Source organism: Bradyrhizobium sp. Kon58 (assembly GCF_055807455.1).
Window position 1 is genome coordinate 21,776 of the sequence record NZ_JBVVOT010000008.1, and the last position, 14,897, is coordinate 36,672.

Genomic DNA, 14,897 nt, shown 5'->3' on the forward strand with positions numbered 1-14,897 from the left:
CACTCGGAGTACCGCGTTCATGGCCCCCCGCGCCAACTGGAAAGGCTTCCTGCGTCTGTCTTTGGTGACCTGCCCGGTGGCACTCTATCCGGCCACCGCGGAGAGCGAGAAGATCAGCTTCAACCAGCTCAACCGGCAGACCGGCCACCGCATCAAGTATCTCAAGGTGGACGCCGACACCGGCGACGAGGTGCCCAACGAGGACATCGTCAAGGGCTACCAGCTCGAGAAGGACCAGTTCATCGAAGTCACGAAGGAGGAGCTCGAGGAGGTCGCGCTGGAGTCCACGCGCACCATTGAGATCGACGAGTTCGTCGACAAGGCCGACATCGACCCGCGCTATCTCATCCGCCCCTATTACATCCGGCCGGACGGCAAGGTCGGCCATGATGCCTTCGCCGTGATCCGCGAGACCATCCGCGAGATGAACAAGGTCGCGATCGGGCGGGTGGTGCTGACCAACCGGGAGCACATCATCGCGCTCGAGCCGATGGACAAGGGCCTGGTCGGCACGCTGCTGCGCTACCCATACGAGGTGCGCAACGAGGCCGAATACTTCGACGAGATCCAGGACGTGAAGGTCACGAAGGACATGCTCGACCTCGCCAAGCACATCGTGAACCAAAAGGCCGGCCGTTTCGACCCCGAGAAGTTTGAAGACCACTACGAGACCGCGCTGATCAAGCTCATCAATCAGAAGCGGGCCGGCAAGCCGATCACGCCGAAGTCAAAGCCCGCGGCGACCAACGTCGTCGATCTGATGGAGGCGTTGCGCCGTTCCGTCGGCAAGGAAGCCGCGCCGGCGAAGGCGGAGAAGCCCGCCAAGAAGCCGCGCAGGGCATCGAGTGGTCAGAAGGAAATGCTGATGCCCATCGAGGGCAAAAAGCCGAAGGAAGCGGCGGCAAAGAAGCCCTCGGCCAGGCCGCAGCGGAAGTCGGCCTGATGGCGCTGGTCTTCATCACCGGCAGCACCGATGGACTCGGTCGCGCCGCCGCCGAGACGCTTCTGGGGGAGGGCCATCGAGTGGTGCTGCACGCCAGGTCTGCGGAGCGCGCAGCGTCCCTCGGCGAGTTCGCGTCACGCGCAGCAGGAGTGGTCGTCGGTGATCTCTGCAGCGCCGCTGAAACCAGGAGCATCGCAGATCAGGTCAACGCCATCGGCCGCATGGATGCGGTCATCCACAACGCGGGCGTCTACGCGCAGCAAAGCCGCGGCGCGACACCCGAGGGGCACGCCGGGGTCCTCGCGATCAACACGCTGGCTCCGTACATGCTGACGGCGCTGATCGAGCGCCCCGGTCGCCTGATCTACCTCAGCAGCGGCCTGCATCGCGGCGGCGAGGGCTCACTCGCCGACCTCGATTGGACGAAGCGTACCTGGGATCCAGCGAAGGCCTACGCCGAAAGCAAGCTTCACGCGGTGGCGCTGGCTTTTGCGTTGGCGCGGCGCTGGCCGGACGTTTTGAGCAATGCCGTCGATCCCGGCTGGGTGCGTACGAAGATGGGCGGCCCCGGCGCACCGGTCGACATCGAGACCGGGCAACGAACCCAGGCCTGGCTGGCGGTAAGCGACGATCCCGCCGTTATGGTGAGCGGCCGGTATTGGCATCATCTCCGGCAGGAGCAGCCGGCCGGCGAGGCCAGTGATCCGGAATTCCAGGAGCACCTGATCGCTCGTCTCGGCGAGATGACGGGCATTGCCCTTCCTCAGGCTTAGCTTCAAGAAAAGGGTTTAGTTACTCGCCGACCATCGAGAGCAGCGACGCCTGCGCCTCGGCATAGGCCTTGTCGCCGGGATGGCGTGGTCTGGCCGGCGGCGGATTGAACGTCACATCCGGCAGCGGCAGCGGGTTGCGGCCGTTGAGGTAAAGTTCGATCAGGGCTTCGTGGAGCCCATGTAGGAACGCGAACATGCGCTTCATCTCGTCGATGTTGGTGCGCGCCAGCAGCGCGTCGAGTTCGTCCTTGGCGCCTTTGTTGTGCGCGAGGTGGTCGCGGACCTCACCGTAGACCGGCTCATAGATCTTACGCCACTCGCGGACCTGCTTCCGCAGCTCGCGGACGTCATCGATCGCGGTGTCGTGCTTCTCCTTTACGTAGTCGGCGGCCTGCGCGGGGGTGATGAATTCCTCCTTGCGCTTGCGCAGGGCCTCGCGGTCGAGCTCTGGCAGGTTCTGCTCGACGGCCTTCAGCAGCAAGCCGACGTTGTGCGCGGATTTCGTATCGAAGATGCGGCCGAGCCAGATGAACGTCGACACGAACAGCGCGTGGTTGGTCGTCAGCCAGAACATCGAATTCCTGTTAACGGCCGCGAGGACGTCTGGGCGCTGGGAGAGAAGATCGCGGATCCCGATGTAGGCGAAGAAGGTTTGCTGCGCGGCCTCCTCCTCCTTCCGGAAAATCTCGATCTCCTTCTGGATGTCCGGAGGCGTCGGCGGGACGTAGGACTTCTTTTCGGGCATCTTCGGAGCGCACCATGCAAGGCCGAGCGACGCGAGGATTCTCGTCAGCCGGCGGCCCATCTCAATAGTCGTTTATAGGTGGCAGCGGCTCGCCCAGCACCGTCAGCCAGGCGTCGAACACGTTCTGCATCACGGACGACAGCGCGCGTTGCGAGCCGTCCTTGCGCTCGACGATGACCTGCTCGACGCCGCCCCACTTGCCTTCGCCGTATCTCAGCTTTCCCCAGCCCGTGCCTGTCATCACGATCGCGTCGGCGCCGTCGACGGTGGCGTTCCTACGATCGAGCTTGTGGTGCTTGAAGGCGTCGGCCACATCCCGCAGCAGGACCACGTCGTCGACGTACGGTGCCCTTGGTTCGCGCAGGAAGATCAGGTGTGACTGCACCGCGGCCCGTGCGCCGGCGAGATCCGGGAAGGTCGCGCCCGGTGCCGGATTGTTTACGACGAAGTCGGATAGGTGGTGGAGTTCGATCGCCGCCTGCCGTCCTGCCAGCATTGCGGCCGCCTTGGCCTCCTCGACGCCGGCGCCGGCCTTCTGCGCTTCCGTGAAGACGCGGTCGGCCGCCACATAACCGCGCAGGGCGGGCCGGACGACCTTTTTCAGGTGGTCAAGAATCGCCTGCATCAGGCCCTCTGCTCTGGCGTCATCGGCTCCGACGCGCATCCGGCCAAGCCGGCGGCGACGCAGACGACCACAACTAACTTTCCCCTGAATCCGCCCATTACTCTCCCCCAAGTTGCGGCTATAATGGATGGGTCCGGGGCAGGAATCGAGGGGATCGGTGAATAAATCCGTGCTTTGGGGTCTGCTGGCGGCCGGGTGGTCGGGCGCGGCCCAGGCCAACGCGTTCGAGGACTGCGTCCTGAAGAACATGCAGGGAGCCACCTCGGACGTCGCAGCCAAATCGATCAAGGTCGCCTGCATCCGGAAGTCCTCAGTCACGCTCACGGACGAGGACATCAAGCACCTGAAAGTCTCCAGCGGCTTCTACGGCACGTTCGGCATGACGCACACGCCCGGATTCACCGCCGAGGTCAAGAACGAGAACGGCTTCATCGTCACCGAGATCACGTTCTCGATTACGATCGGCGACGACCCCGCCGAGATGTACCGCGTCGACAACTTCAACTACCAGGAGCCAGGCGTGATCTATACCGGACTGAATCCGGATCCCACATACGACCTCCGCATCGATCCCCTGAAGAGCAAGAAATTCCAGTTCTCTCTCGACCGGCCCGAGATCGACAAGAAGAAGAAATGGGGCTGGTCGATCGTCGGCGCCAAGGGCATCGTGTCGAATTGAATTTTAAGGGGGGACAACATAACGATGGGGCTAATCAGCCAGGCGGCGTCAATCACAGATCCTCCCGCAGTCCCTTGAAGAACGGGTGGCGCACTTTTCCTTCCGCTGACTTGGCCCGGTACTCGATCTCGGCGAGCAGCTTCGGCTCCACCCAGATGCCTTTGTGGGCGATCCGCTTCGAGTAGGGCTGCGTCTTTCGGATCAGGGGCTTCAGCCGCTTCTGCAGGTCGGCGGCGGTGACCTTGTCGAACCCGTGATCGACTTTGCCTGCGTAGACTAGGTCGGCTCCCTTGCGCCGCCCGAGATAGATGCCGTCCCACTTGCCTTCGTCGAGCGCGAAGCCGGCGATCGTCAGGGTCTCACGCTGCGCGCAGGTCTTCTTGACCCAATTGCTGCCGCGGCCGCTGGCATAGACGCTGTCCCGGACCTTGGAGACCACACCCTCGAGGCCGAGTTTGCAGGCATGCTCGAACATCGACCGCCCCTCGATCTCGAAGCTCTCGCTGAACTGCACGTTGGTGCCGGCGATGATCTTCTTGAGCTCGGCCTTGCGCGCGACCAGCGGCAGCTTCCGGAGGTCGCGGCCGTTCAGATAAAGGAGGTCGAATGCGACGAGGACGATGCTGGTCGACTTACCCTTGAGCTCGTTCTGCAGGACCGAGAAATCGGTGGTGCCGTCGGCTGCGGGCACCACGATCTCCCCGTCGATGATCGCCGAACTTGCCTTAATGTGCCAGGCATCCTCGGCGACCTTCTTGAAGCGGTTGGTCCAATCGTGTCCGCGTCGCGTGAAGACCTTGGCCGCCTCGTTGGCGAGATGGACCTGCACGCGGTAGCCGTCGAACTTGATTTCGTGAATCCAGCGGGCGCCGGACGGCACCTTGTCGACCGAGGTTGCCAAGGCCGGTTCGATGAAGCCGGGGAACGGCGCCCTGATGCCGATGGCCGCCGGTTTTCTACGCTGAAACGCCACTCGGGACTCCGCGCAACAACCGATTCAAACTGACACGGTTTGGATCGTTCCGGAACCCGCGAATCCTTTGCGGCGTTGGCATCCTCATCCACCAACTCACCAGGAGGAGCCTATGGCGGCAACGAAGAAGACGGCACGCGGACGCAAACAGGATCGGGCCAAAGTGGCGGGCGGTCAGAAGCACGAAGTGCGCTATGAGGCGAAGAAGACCGGGAGGTCAGCGTCGGCGGTGAAGAAGGCCGTCAAGAAGGTCGGCAACTCGCGCAAGAGCGTGGACAAGCGCCTCGGCCGTTAGGTCTCTGGTTCGGGGTGTCGAGTAGAGGGGGGGCCGCGTTCTACTGCTCTGCCGGACATTCCGGACAGCTATCCCCGATCGAGTCCAGCACGTCACGCAGATCTGCGATCGCATCTTCGCAGGAGACGCCCGCCGGCGGATCCCGCCGTGCGATCTCGAATGCCCGCTCGCGGGCATGGGGATCGGCGCGGTCCTGCATCCAGCCGTGCTCCTCGCACTCGCGGATGGCGCCGGCCTCCTGCAGTACAGCGATGGCCCAGCTGCGCAGCGTCCGGATCGCCGGACGCCTTTACTTGAACATCAGCATCGAATTGCTCCTGGCATCTGTCCGGCGAATCCTTGGAGGCCGCGGTGCGTTCCGCGCTGCTATCACAGCCCTGGGATTCGAAATCGGGGGGACTCGGCTTTTCCACCCTGTTCCGACCGGTGCGGGGTCAGGAACAAGGGGCCTGTGGCCCCATTGAATCGGCGCGTGTGAGTTGCGTGGAATACGTCGATGAACGCCGATAAGCAGGTGCTGGAAGCCGTCGAGCGGGCGCAGGCCATCCTGGCGCGCTACGTGGAACCGGGCGAGAGGGACTGCGAGGGGACGATCAACGATCTTCTCGACGTCCTCGATCGGGACGAGGTCGTCGCCGCCGTCGAGGAGCTCGAACAGCGCGGGAAGGCCGTCGCCGAACTCCGGCGCCTCCTCGATCGAGGAGCTCCCCCCTGGAGCTCTCCGCCGAGGAATGCGGTTGAGCCCGATCTGCCGCCGATGCCGCCGGAGAGGCGCCCTCAGGATCCGACAATGGACGGCAGAGACATGCGCTTCGAGGGCTACCACATCGAAACCAAAGAGCACGCCGGCGAATATCCCGACACGATGCCGCAAGTCATCGAAGTGACGGACGCGGAGGGACGGAAGGCTGCCTACGTGCCGCTCAGCCGCGACGGGAAGGTCGTCGAAAGCTCGGCGGTCGTGAAGAAGCTGAAGCAGTGCGAAGACAGTCGCTGATCGTTCAAGCGGCGGGCGCGGGGTCCTCCTTCACGCCGCGGGCAACGATCCGGAGCGCCCCGTCCGGAAGCGGCCGCTGCAGCTTCAGAGCTTCCTCGGCAGGTGCGGTCATCCAGGTCTCGACCTCGTCGGGCGTCGTCAGGATCACGGGCATGGCCTTGGGATGGATGGCGAACACTTCGGCATTCGCCTCTGTTGTCAGGAACGCATAGAGGTCGTTGGTGGTCTCGCCTTCCTTGACCTTGCGGACCGATGTCCAGTTCGTCCAGATACCGGCGAAGCAGGCGAGCGGGCGGGACTCGTCGAGTGCGAACCAGATATCGCCGCCTTCGGCTTTGTTGAACTCGCTGAAGCTGTTGAACGGCACGACGCAGCGGTTCTCCACGCCGAGCCAGCGTGTCCAATGTTTGCTTCTTACGTTGCGGATGTTCGTCGTGCCGCCGTCGGGCTCCATCCGGAGCAATTCCTTGAAGTCGACCGTCTTGCCCTTGGCTCGCAGCTTCTCCGCGCGCTTCTTCGTCGCGTCCATCAACGCTTTGGACGACGACGGCATGCCCCAGCGCGCGGTCGCGAGCTCCCGGCCCTCGGCGCCGGTCCGGACGATCGGTGCCTCGTAATCCGGAAACACGCCGGGCATCGGCGCGAGGTTGCCGACGTACCGGTTGACGACGCGGAACAGCGCGCTGATCGCGGCCTGGTTGGTGGTGATCGAGTAGAGATTGCACAAGTCTTCAGGTCTCCTGGTCCGGATGGCGTGCCCGCTGCGCCAGCTGCAGCAGGGTAGCGGCCGGCCGGCGTCCCGCCTTCGCACACTTGCTGCAGCGAAGTCGGCTGGCTAAGTCGTGGACGAAAGTGGTCGGCGGATGGCGCAGCGTGGCCATGTCGACGTCGCGGGCGGCTTTGCAGCGGGAGCATTCGATCTGGAGCCAGCTATAGCCGCCGTTGATCGCCTGGTCGATCGTCGGCGATGGGTCGATAGGTTCGCCATCCGACCACATGCGTTCATTCCAGCTTTCGCACAGCAGCTTGTCCGCCGTCCGGATCAGGGCCTCAGCCTTCGCCCTCGCTTCTGCCGACTGTACGGCCAAGATCGTCGTCATGGCGCGGGCGCGGCCGAGCTCCTTGGCGAGGGCCTTTCGGTCTCCTCCGGAGAGGGGAGTCGGGTGGTGTTTCGGCGCCATCGCTGGCGCTACTCGAATAGCGGCCAGCAGCCGTCTTCCTCATGGCGCCCGGTCCGCTGCGTGCAAATATTTCCCAGTAAGCGCTGGCCGACGCTCCGCCAGACGGCATCCGGACCATAGAGGCGGACGGCATCGACCTTTTTGATCTCGACGGTCCGGCCGCAGCGCCGGCAACCCACCCGCAGTAAATCTAGCGGAATTTGGTCTAGCCGCGGCGCACTTCCGGATGAAGTTGGGGGGCGGCCTACGCCGGCGGCGACGCGAGGGTCGTCCAGAAGCGCCTGCCAGTATTCCTGCGGAAGATCACCGTCCGGAGTCGGTTCACGCAGCGGCCCGTTGGCGGCAAGGCGACGGGCCATTTTCTCCATCTCCTTGGGCTTCGGCATGCGCCAGCTAGCGGGGCGATCGATCATGTGCAATTAGAACATAACAAGAACGTTTGGTCGAGTCGGAACTTGCCCGGGTTGGCCGGCTTCAACCGTTCTGCCTGGCCTCGAACCGGACTCGATGTCTTTGCAAGTAGGCCTGATGCCTGTCGGTGAACGGCACGGCCCGGCCGTCGAGCTTGAAGGCGAGGGCTGCCCTTCCCTCCGGCGTCAGGTGCTTCGAATACAAGGCCGCGCCCGACGCGTCGAAACTGATGAGGACGGCGTCGAACGCCGCATCCAAGTCAGCGACCAGAAGCACACCGTTATAGGCGTCGAGCCGCTCATCGTCCGTCGCGCACTCCGCCCAAGGGTGCACATGGCTCGCCCTAAGCAGCGCCCTATCGCCTATGCTGGTGACAGCGCATCTGCCGGCCCAGTATTTATCCAGAGCCTCCCTGAAAATGTCTTGACCCACGCGCTGCACAACCAAGCGCTCCGCTTCCGTCGTCTTCGGCAGACTCGCCGTTTCGGACCGAAAGACATCCAAGGGGCGCGACGGCATCGACATCGACAACTGAAACACCCGTTCAGCGACGTCGTGCAGTGCCAACGTGCTTGAGGTCATCACGAATCTACCGTCTGTCGAGCAATCGGATCGGCCCGGCAGGAAATTGGTTGTCAATTCCTCCATCAACGCCTTCGAGCTTGCCTCGACGAAGAATGCGTTCCTTCGGGCTTCCAAACGCAGACGATCGCGCACCAGGCTGCTCGCAAAGGTAAGTCCATTGTCGTCAGAATCGACGATGATCTCGAAGCCGCAGTCCCTCGCGATCTTCTCCAGTCGAATTCGGTTGTGATACTGCAGCACGGCAAGGTCTCCGCAGGGTGGATGTCGTAGATTGAAGGGCGACGCCTTGCCCTGCAAGTCGAAGTTCTTCGCCCTGTCAAAGGTCGACTTTAAGGAAACGCTCCTGCGCCGGCGACCCTTTTAGCTCCAGCCTCAGCCAAGGCTCCTTTCGAAATTCTTTTGGCGGCTCGGTCGTGGTCGTAACGATGTATTGGAACAGCGGAGCCGGACCGACTCCTTCGAGCTTACGGATGAACTTGAACAGGCGTTCGTAGAGAGACATACCGAGATCCGCTTCCCGCGGGCTGTCGTGCAGTAGTAGTCCAGGCAAACGTGTGTTGCCTTCGATCGTCATCGCCAAGGCCGCGAGATCGAACGCGACGATCTTCCAGGATTCGATCGCGGCCGTGGAGCGAATCCCGTCGTACTCGATCTTCAGCGACAGGCCCCTTCGGTCCAGGCTGGCGCTTCCGGAGACGTTTCCCGGAACCAATTCTCTGACCACGCCGTCGAACTTGAGGGACAGGTCGCGCATCACGGCTGCCTGCGAAGCCAAAAGTTCGGAGATCGATTCTTTGGTTTGCGCGACCTCTGACTCGAGGTGGGCAATCACGCTTGCGGTCCCGGCGCGTTCCCTCGCCAGTGCTCCGTGACGCTCGATCTCGTCGGCCTGGCGATTTGCCTCGCGAAGGGCGCGGGAATGAGCCACCAGCGCGGTCTCGAGTCGCGACACCGTACGATCGGCACGCTCCGCGGTCTGCCGTGCGATCGCGAGCTCTGATTTGAGCGGCGCGGCGGCGGCCTGTAGCTGGACGACTCTATCCCCGAGCTCTTGCACCTGCGCTTCTGTCGCTGCGATCCTTTGCTGTAATTCGTCGAGATCGCACTCCTTGGCCAATTGGCAACCTTCGATCAGGGCGGTGTCGAGCGCGACTTTGCAGATTGGGCAGACGGGGTTCCTGTTTCTGTCTAGTTCGGCGCTGGCTGTGGGCAGTTGGGCTTCGACCAGCGAAAGCTCGCGTTTGGCGTACTCGATCTTGAAGTCGTTCTCTGTTTGCCGCCGTTCTAGTTCGCGGAGCGCGCGCGTAGCACGCTCCCGTTCAGCTCTGGCAGGCTCCAGCTCGGTGAGGGCGTTCTCGGGTAGGCCTAGGGCTGAACGTGCCCGATCCGCGACCAGCTTCTTGATGACTTCCATTTCCATCTGGGTTTCGGATCCGACTGCGCCGAGTCTGTTGGCCTGTTTCAGATCGGCGCCGACGCGTGCGAGTTGCCAATCGAATCTACCCAGCTCGGCACGCAGTCTGCTCAATTCCGAGCTCTGCTCCTCTTCGCGGGCTCGTGCCTCAATCTCGGCCGTCGTGAGGGCTCCAATCGCGGCACGTACGATCGCAAGCAGGTCGTCCTTCGAGCGGCCTCCGACCGGGGACCCGGAATCGCTCTCCGGATCGCGCCATTCGAAATGATGGCGGAGCCGGCATTCCTGATCTCGGGTCATCCAGGCAAGGACGGCTTCCCATCGGCGGGCCGGATCGATGCTCGAAGGCATCAGCCTGCCAGCGTCTCCGATGACCTCGCCGACCAGCTTCTTCCTGAAGCTGGACAGGTCGGTCTTGTCGACGTTCGGAGAGAAGGCGTCTTCGAGAGAAACTGCACCGCTGACGACGATCGGGTGTCGGCGACCGAAAAATCGTACGACGGCCCAGCAGACGCCCTCGATCATGACTTCGGCGCCGACCATGCCTTCCGGGAAGGTCTCGATGATGCGATTCCGCTGTTCGGCCGGAGAGAAGCTGTCTTCGCCGAGGCAATAGCGAAGCATGCGGCAGAACGTGGTCTTACCGCCGCCATGACCGATCGGATCCGAGCTCCCGATTTCCGCATCGGGAGACCAGACGACGTTTAGACCAGGCCGCAGGTCGACCGTTCTGATTTCCTTGCCTGGGTCGCTCCAGACGACGAGTTTGCGGACCCAAAGCCGCGGGTTGCTGCGCCCTGCCTGCGGAGAGAGCGACAGCGATGTCCTCGGGAAAAGATCACGCTGCACGGATGCCGATCCACATCTGATCCTCGACCGGCAGGTCGGCGGCGAGCGTATCCGGCGAGATATCTCGCAGAGCATCCAGAACGAACGCAGCGCGGCCGAACCATCCGTCGGTCCGCAATCCATCCAGGCCTGTGCCGGCCGCCCAGGTCCGAGCCTTGACGTCTTCCTTGATGCGTCTGTTTCCGATCATGTGGTTGGTCGCGTCGCGCCAATTCGCGTCGATCTTCGGCGCGAAAGCTACGAGGTTGGTGGTGCTCGCAGGCGCTGCCTCCGCACCGACCAGCCGGCTCCATTCGGACGCGTCCTTGGCCGCGAGATGAGGCAACAGCCTTCGTGGCTCGAGCGTGCACAGAAATGCAAGCCGAATCTTCCAGTCAGGGGTCGGGCCGGGCAGATGCTTTATGATAGCGGCCAGAAGAATGGTGACTTCGTCCACGCCGATAGGAATGGACGGGCGCGCCCATGCTCCGTCCTTCAGGTCGGCGGCGACGGGCACCGGAGGTTGAGAAGCCGGCGCCTGATGTTGCGGGGCCTGGGCCGGAACGGCCAGATTGCGCCACTCGGCCATGATGGCGTCCCGCGTCACGAAGCTCCCGTGCTCCTTGATTTCGGCGCGCTTAAGGGCGCCAAACGTCTCGAATCCACAGTCCTCTCCCAAGACGTCAGCAGGATCCATGACGTAGCGGATCTCCGTCTGGCTCAGGCCGAACACGTCGCGAGCAACCAGCGTGTCCAACTCGTTCCTGAGCTTGCGTCTCTCGACCTCGTCCTCGCAGGGCGCGTCTTCGAAGGCATCCATCCCTAGCGTAGGGGCAACCTCCTCCCAGAACATGCGCAGTTCTTCACCGGTCGCCGCGAGTTTGAGGGCGCGCTTGGCGACCTCGAAGGACACAGGAGTTCCATCGAAGTGCTTCGGCAGGGGAAGGCTGTCGACGAGTGTGAGCGACATGGTCAAGCCAACCTTCTTTCGGACGATGAAGTCCACTGCGAATGAATTGGCCACAGCGAGCCACAGCAACAAGCTTCGCGGGTCCTCGTCCTCCAACAGGACAGTCGGCACTTTGTGGCCGCATATCGTATTCGGCGGAATGAGTGCAGCGACAAAGGCCCGCTGGTTCGTAGGACTGGCGACGTCGCAGAATCCCGCGCGGACACGACGCCATCGATTGCGCAGCTTCTTGGGGATCTCGCCTTCTGACACGCGCCACTGGGGCGTAATGGACTTCGCGGAGGTTTCGAACGCTAGGTCATGCCACACCGCCTTGCGGCCTCGACCCGACGAATAGGCCTTGGCGCGGTGATCGAATGCTTCGACCATGCGCCCTTCATAGATCGGTACGCCATCGGCATCGTTCCCGAAAGTTTCGCGATCATTGCCCATGTCAAGTTCACGGCTGTATGGCCTAAAGTCCGGGTCCAGCCAGCCTTCTCCGAATTTTGGAAACGCGGCGTAGACCTTTCGCGAAATGTCTATGTCGGATTGATGCGCAACTTCGGCGACGGCGAGTGCGTCGGGGCTGAATTCGCTGACCAGCGACGTGGGAATTTCGAAAGGCAAGCCTTCAGCCAGCGAGTGCAGCTTCTTCAGGCTGTTCGTGCCGAATGCGGCAGCGAAGGAGGAGGTCGTGCCGCCGGGCCTAGCGACGTACATGCAAAACTTCGCTCGGGTATCGATGTCGAACCAGACCCGCTTGGTGTTCTCGAACCCGACGAGTTGCTTGAGCTCGGTTCTATCGAAGAGGAAGCGGCGGATCGCGGCGGCGTTGGCGCCGTTGTACAAATTCTCCGGTACGAACTGGGCGGCGTGCCCCGAGGGCCGCGTGCTCCTGAGCGCCAGCTCGGTGAACATCCTATACACGTTGAAGTCGCCCTTGCCCAGGTTGCCCTCCGCGAAGAGCGTGAAGCGGCCGCTGTCCTTCATGAACCGCGCGGCTTCGTACAGGCTTCGGCCGTATTGCCGCCACGCATCGTCCACGCCAGGCAGTTTTCTCAGTTCTTCGATGCGGCTCGATTGATCACCCGGGGAGAGAAACCTGACCTGAGGATCGTAGGGCGCAAAAAATTCCTTTGCGTCGGGGCTCATGGTGTCCCAAGGCGGATTGCCGAGGACGATATCGAACCCCCCGCGCGCGAGGAAGACTTCCGGAAACATCAGGGGCCAGTGAAAGACGCGAACCGCCTCGGCCGCCCGGGACGCGCGCTCAGCAATCTCGGAGCGGACGCTGCTGCCGCGAAGACAAAGCCAAACATCGTCAGTCGTCGGAATGGTGCCTTCTGGCGCCGATCTGGGCGCAGGAGTTTCTTTCGGCATGAAAAACGGAGAAACGAACAGATCGCACGCCAGCTTCAGCCGCTTCCACTCGTCGCTATCGTGAAACTGCGCGAATTGCTCCGCCTTCGCCTGGACCTGGTTCACGTCGTCCTGCGGCATGCTCTCGAAGGCTCGGACGGCCTCCAAGAGACCGCGTGGCGCTCCCGCGAATGAGAATCTCTGCTGGTTCTTGTTCTTTCCGTCTTCGTTGCGCTGCGCCTTGTTCAGGGAGCGATAGAACGAGGCGGCATCCTTGTCGTCCTCATCGAGCGTCGAATATGCCGCATCCGGAATGCCCCCCTCGAGCAGCTTGAGATCCGCGACCCCGATCAGGCTGTTGCCGTGCCGGATTCTCGCGTCGAGGAACGTCAACGGTTTGCCCGGTTCGACGGCTTCGATCCACAGCGCGACCCGGCAGAGTTCGACGGCAAGCTCGTTCTGATCGACCCCGTAGATGCAATTGGCGACAACCTCACGAAGGGCATGTCGATATTCGGCGATCGATGCGGCGCCGGGATTGCGAAGATCCGCGAGCCGCTGCGCGATGCGGCGGGCGGCGCCCAGGATGAAGTGTCCGGAACCGCATGCGGGATCCAGCGCCGTCAACCGCAGAAGCGCGTCGGGATTGCCCGGATTTTCCGCAACTGTCTTCTCGATCAGAGGATCGAGAGCGGAATCAAGAAGAAATTCGACGAGCGCGTCCTTCGTGTAGTAGCTGCTGGTGGTCTTCCGCGAATGCCCGCTGTTGGTCGTTATTTCGCTCTCGCGCGTGTCGCCGACGCCGTTCGCGAAGTAGAACTTGGTCGCGCGGTCGTCGATCTCGGGTGCGAGCTCGAGCAGGCTTTCGTAGACGGATCCGAACTCTTCCGTCGCCATGTCGCGCCAGTTGATCCGGACCAGGCCGGTCGGCTCCCGTAGCCAAGCGAGGTTGAACAGCGCAGCTAGGAAGCGCTTGTTGGAGATCGTCGCCGAATTTAGGTCGGGGGTCTGATCCGAATCGAACAATCCTCCGAGGGCCGGGAGCCCGAGTCGCTTCTGTCCGGAGCCGAGCGAACGGAAGACGATCTTTACGCCTTCGAATGCATCATGGTGACGGTCCCAGGCCGCCTTGATGCGCGACCGCTCGCGGAGCCTGGCGAGCGAGTAGCCAGTCCCGTAGGCCGACTTGCTGTCCTGAGCGGCGTCCGGCGAGAACAGGATATCCCGATCCTCCGCAGTCATGACGAAGATCAACCGGTAGACCAGACGCAGCAGCTGGCGGAAGAAGTCCGGCTTCGACAACAGCCCTGCCGACCCGGCGGTCAGTCTGTTGCGCAGTAGGACGTTGGCCGGATGTTCCAGAACCCCGCTGCCGAGCTCGAAAAGCGCTTCTTCGACGCTGTCACGCAGCCGCCCGCGGATGGCTACGCCGCGCTCCCGCCCTTCCTCGCGCCAGGCTTCCAGCGCGCAATCGGACGGAGGAGCATCTTCGCTGCCGAAGCGGCTTTCATGGCCCAGGAGCCAGAAAAGCGTGAAGTCGGAGTAGAGATCGGTCCGGAAGATACGGTCGAGATCGAACTCGATCAGCGCGGGTCGGGTCAAACTCGCGGTGTCGCGCAGGATCCGAAGATTTGCGCCGTCGGTCGCGATCCCCCACAGGGCGCGGTCGCTCGAATTCAACTCGCCCTGGGCCGCTGTCGTCGGAGAGCGGCGGACCGACGAACCGCCGACCACGGCGACGGTTTCGGCCCGGTCGAGACCGTGCATGCCGGCGATGGCGAGAGGGACGCGGCCATGCTTGGCCGAAAGAAGTTCGAAGCCGCTCGCCGGCAGCTTCGACTTGCCGTCGTCGAACCGGAACCCCAACACGTTGGTGAGGAGGTCCTTGCCGAACTGGCGATAGGCGAGATCGGAGTTCTTGCCACCTTTACCCATCTCGAAACGTTGCCAGAGGGCCCGTCCGATCTGATAGGAGCGACCGATTTCGTCCCGCAGCTTCAGTCCTGGAAGGATACCGTAGCTTTCCGCGGTCGAACCTCCGGCCTCTTGGGAGGCGATCTTCGCGACCACGTCCGGAAGCAGAAGCGCTCCCTCGATCTGCAGGGCGTCGAATTGGAGGCTGGTGCGGCGAGCCATG

Annotated in this window: 15 protein-coding genes; 5 read left to right on the plus strand and 10 right to left on the minus strand. The window is 62.9% G+C overall.

The features are described from left to right. Positions 1-19 precede the first annotated feature (19 nt). Positions 20-943, plus strand: a complete 924-nt coding sequence (ku, locus tag AC0L20_RS16000) for a non-homologous end joining protein Ku (protein WP_473289586.1) — start codon at positions 20-22, stop codon at positions 941-943. Continuing rightward, a complete protein-coding gene (locus AC0L20_RS16005; protein WP_473289589.1) occupies positions 943-1,716 on the plus strand; it encodes an SDR family NAD(P)-dependent oxidoreductase in 774 nt (257 codons plus the stop codon). The genes ku and AC0L20_RS16005 overlap by 1 nt, the downstream gene beginning before the upstream one ends. Before the next feature lie 19 nt (positions 1,717-1,735). Here AC0L20_RS16005 and AC0L20_RS16010 read toward each other — a convergent pair whose 3' ends face one another. Continuing rightward, positions 1,736-2,461 (minus strand): AbiU2 domain-containing protein, encoded by a 726-nt coding sequence (locus AC0L20_RS16010; protein WP_354099439.1) that lies wholly within the window; start codon positions 2,459-2,461, stop codon positions 1,736-1,738. A gap of 61 nt (positions 2,462-2,522) precedes the next feature. Beyond that, a complete protein-coding gene (locus AC0L20_RS16015) occupies positions 2,523-3,086 on the minus strand; it encodes a hypothetical protein (protein WP_473289592.1) in 564 nt (187 codons plus the stop codon). A gap of 157 nt (positions 3,087-3,243) precedes the next feature. On the opposite strand from AC0L20_RS16015, the gene AC0L20_RS16020 reads away from it, so the two are divergent. Then, positions 3,244-3,765, plus strand: a complete 522-nt coding sequence (locus AC0L20_RS16020) for a hypothetical protein (RefSeq protein ID WP_473289594.1) — start codon at positions 3,244-3,246, stop codon at positions 3,763-3,765. 52 nt (positions 3,766-3,817) lie between these two features. Here the strand turns inward: AC0L20_RS16020 and ligD are convergent, their stop codons facing one another. Beyond that, positions 3,818-4,738: a non-homologous end-joining DNA ligase gene (ligD, locus tag AC0L20_RS16025; RefSeq protein WP_473289596.1), complete on the minus strand. Its 921-nt coding sequence runs from the start codon at positions 4,736-4,738 to the stop codon at positions 3,818-3,820. Between the two features lie 112 nt (positions 4,739-4,850). On the opposite strand from ligD, the gene AC0L20_RS16030 reads away from it, so the two are divergent. Next, positions 4,851-5,033, plus strand: coding sequence for a DUF3606 domain-containing protein (locus tag AC0L20_RS16030; protein ID WP_354099436.1), 183 nt, complete (start codon positions 4,851-4,853; stop codon positions 5,031-5,033). 40 nt (positions 5,034-5,073) lie between these two features. Here the strand turns inward: AC0L20_RS16030 and AC0L20_RS16035 are convergent, their stop codons facing one another. Next, complete coding sequence (locus tag AC0L20_RS16035) at positions 5,074-5,310, minus strand: hypothetical protein (protein ID WP_473289984.1); 237 nt, start codon at positions 5,308-5,310, stop codon at positions 5,074-5,076. 219 nt (positions 5,311-5,529) lie between these two features. On the opposite strand from AC0L20_RS16035, the gene AC0L20_RS16040 reads away from it, so the two are divergent. Beyond that, complete coding sequence (locus AC0L20_RS16040; RefSeq protein ID WP_473289598.1) at positions 5,530-6,030, plus strand: hypothetical protein; 501 nt, start codon at positions 5,530-5,532, stop codon at positions 6,028-6,030. 4 nt (positions 6,031-6,034) lie between these two features. Here AC0L20_RS16040 and AC0L20_RS16045 read toward each other — a convergent pair whose 3' ends face one another. The 6 genes from AC0L20_RS16045 to AC0L20_RS16070 all read right to left on the minus strand — a co-directional run bounded on the left by AC0L20_RS16045 (position 6,035) and on the right by AC0L20_RS16070 (position 14,896). Beyond that, positions 6,035-6,757, minus strand: a complete 723-nt coding sequence (locus tag AC0L20_RS16045) for an SOS response-associated peptidase (protein ID WP_473289600.1) — start codon at positions 6,755-6,757, stop codon at positions 6,035-6,037. Between the two features lie 4 nt (positions 6,758-6,761). Continuing rightward, a complete protein-coding gene (locus AC0L20_RS16050; protein ID WP_473289602.1) occupies positions 6,762-7,211 on the minus strand; it encodes a hypothetical protein in 450 nt (149 codons plus the stop codon). 8 nt (positions 7,212-7,219) lie between these two features. After that, positions 7,220-7,624: a hypothetical protein gene (locus tag AC0L20_RS16055; RefSeq protein ID WP_473289604.1), complete on the minus strand. Its 405-nt coding sequence runs from the start codon at positions 7,622-7,624 to the stop codon at positions 7,220-7,222. A gap of 61 nt (positions 7,625-7,685) precedes the next feature. Then, a complete protein-coding gene (locus tag AC0L20_RS16060) occupies positions 7,686-8,447 on the minus strand; it encodes an HNH endonuclease (RefSeq protein ID WP_473289606.1) in 762 nt (253 codons plus the stop codon). Between the two features lie 76 nt (positions 8,448-8,523). Then, complete coding sequence (locus tag AC0L20_RS16065; RefSeq protein WP_473289608.1) at positions 8,524-10,470, minus strand: hypothetical protein; 1,947 nt, start codon at positions 10,468-10,470, stop codon at positions 8,524-8,526. Then, positions 10,460-14,896: an Eco57I restriction-modification methylase domain-containing protein gene (locus tag AC0L20_RS16070; RefSeq protein WP_473289610.1), complete on the minus strand. Its 4,437-nt coding sequence runs from the start codon at positions 14,894-14,896 to the stop codon at positions 10,460-10,462. The genes AC0L20_RS16065 and AC0L20_RS16070 overlap by 11 nt, the downstream gene beginning before the upstream one ends. Position 14,897 lies beyond the last annotated feature (1 nt).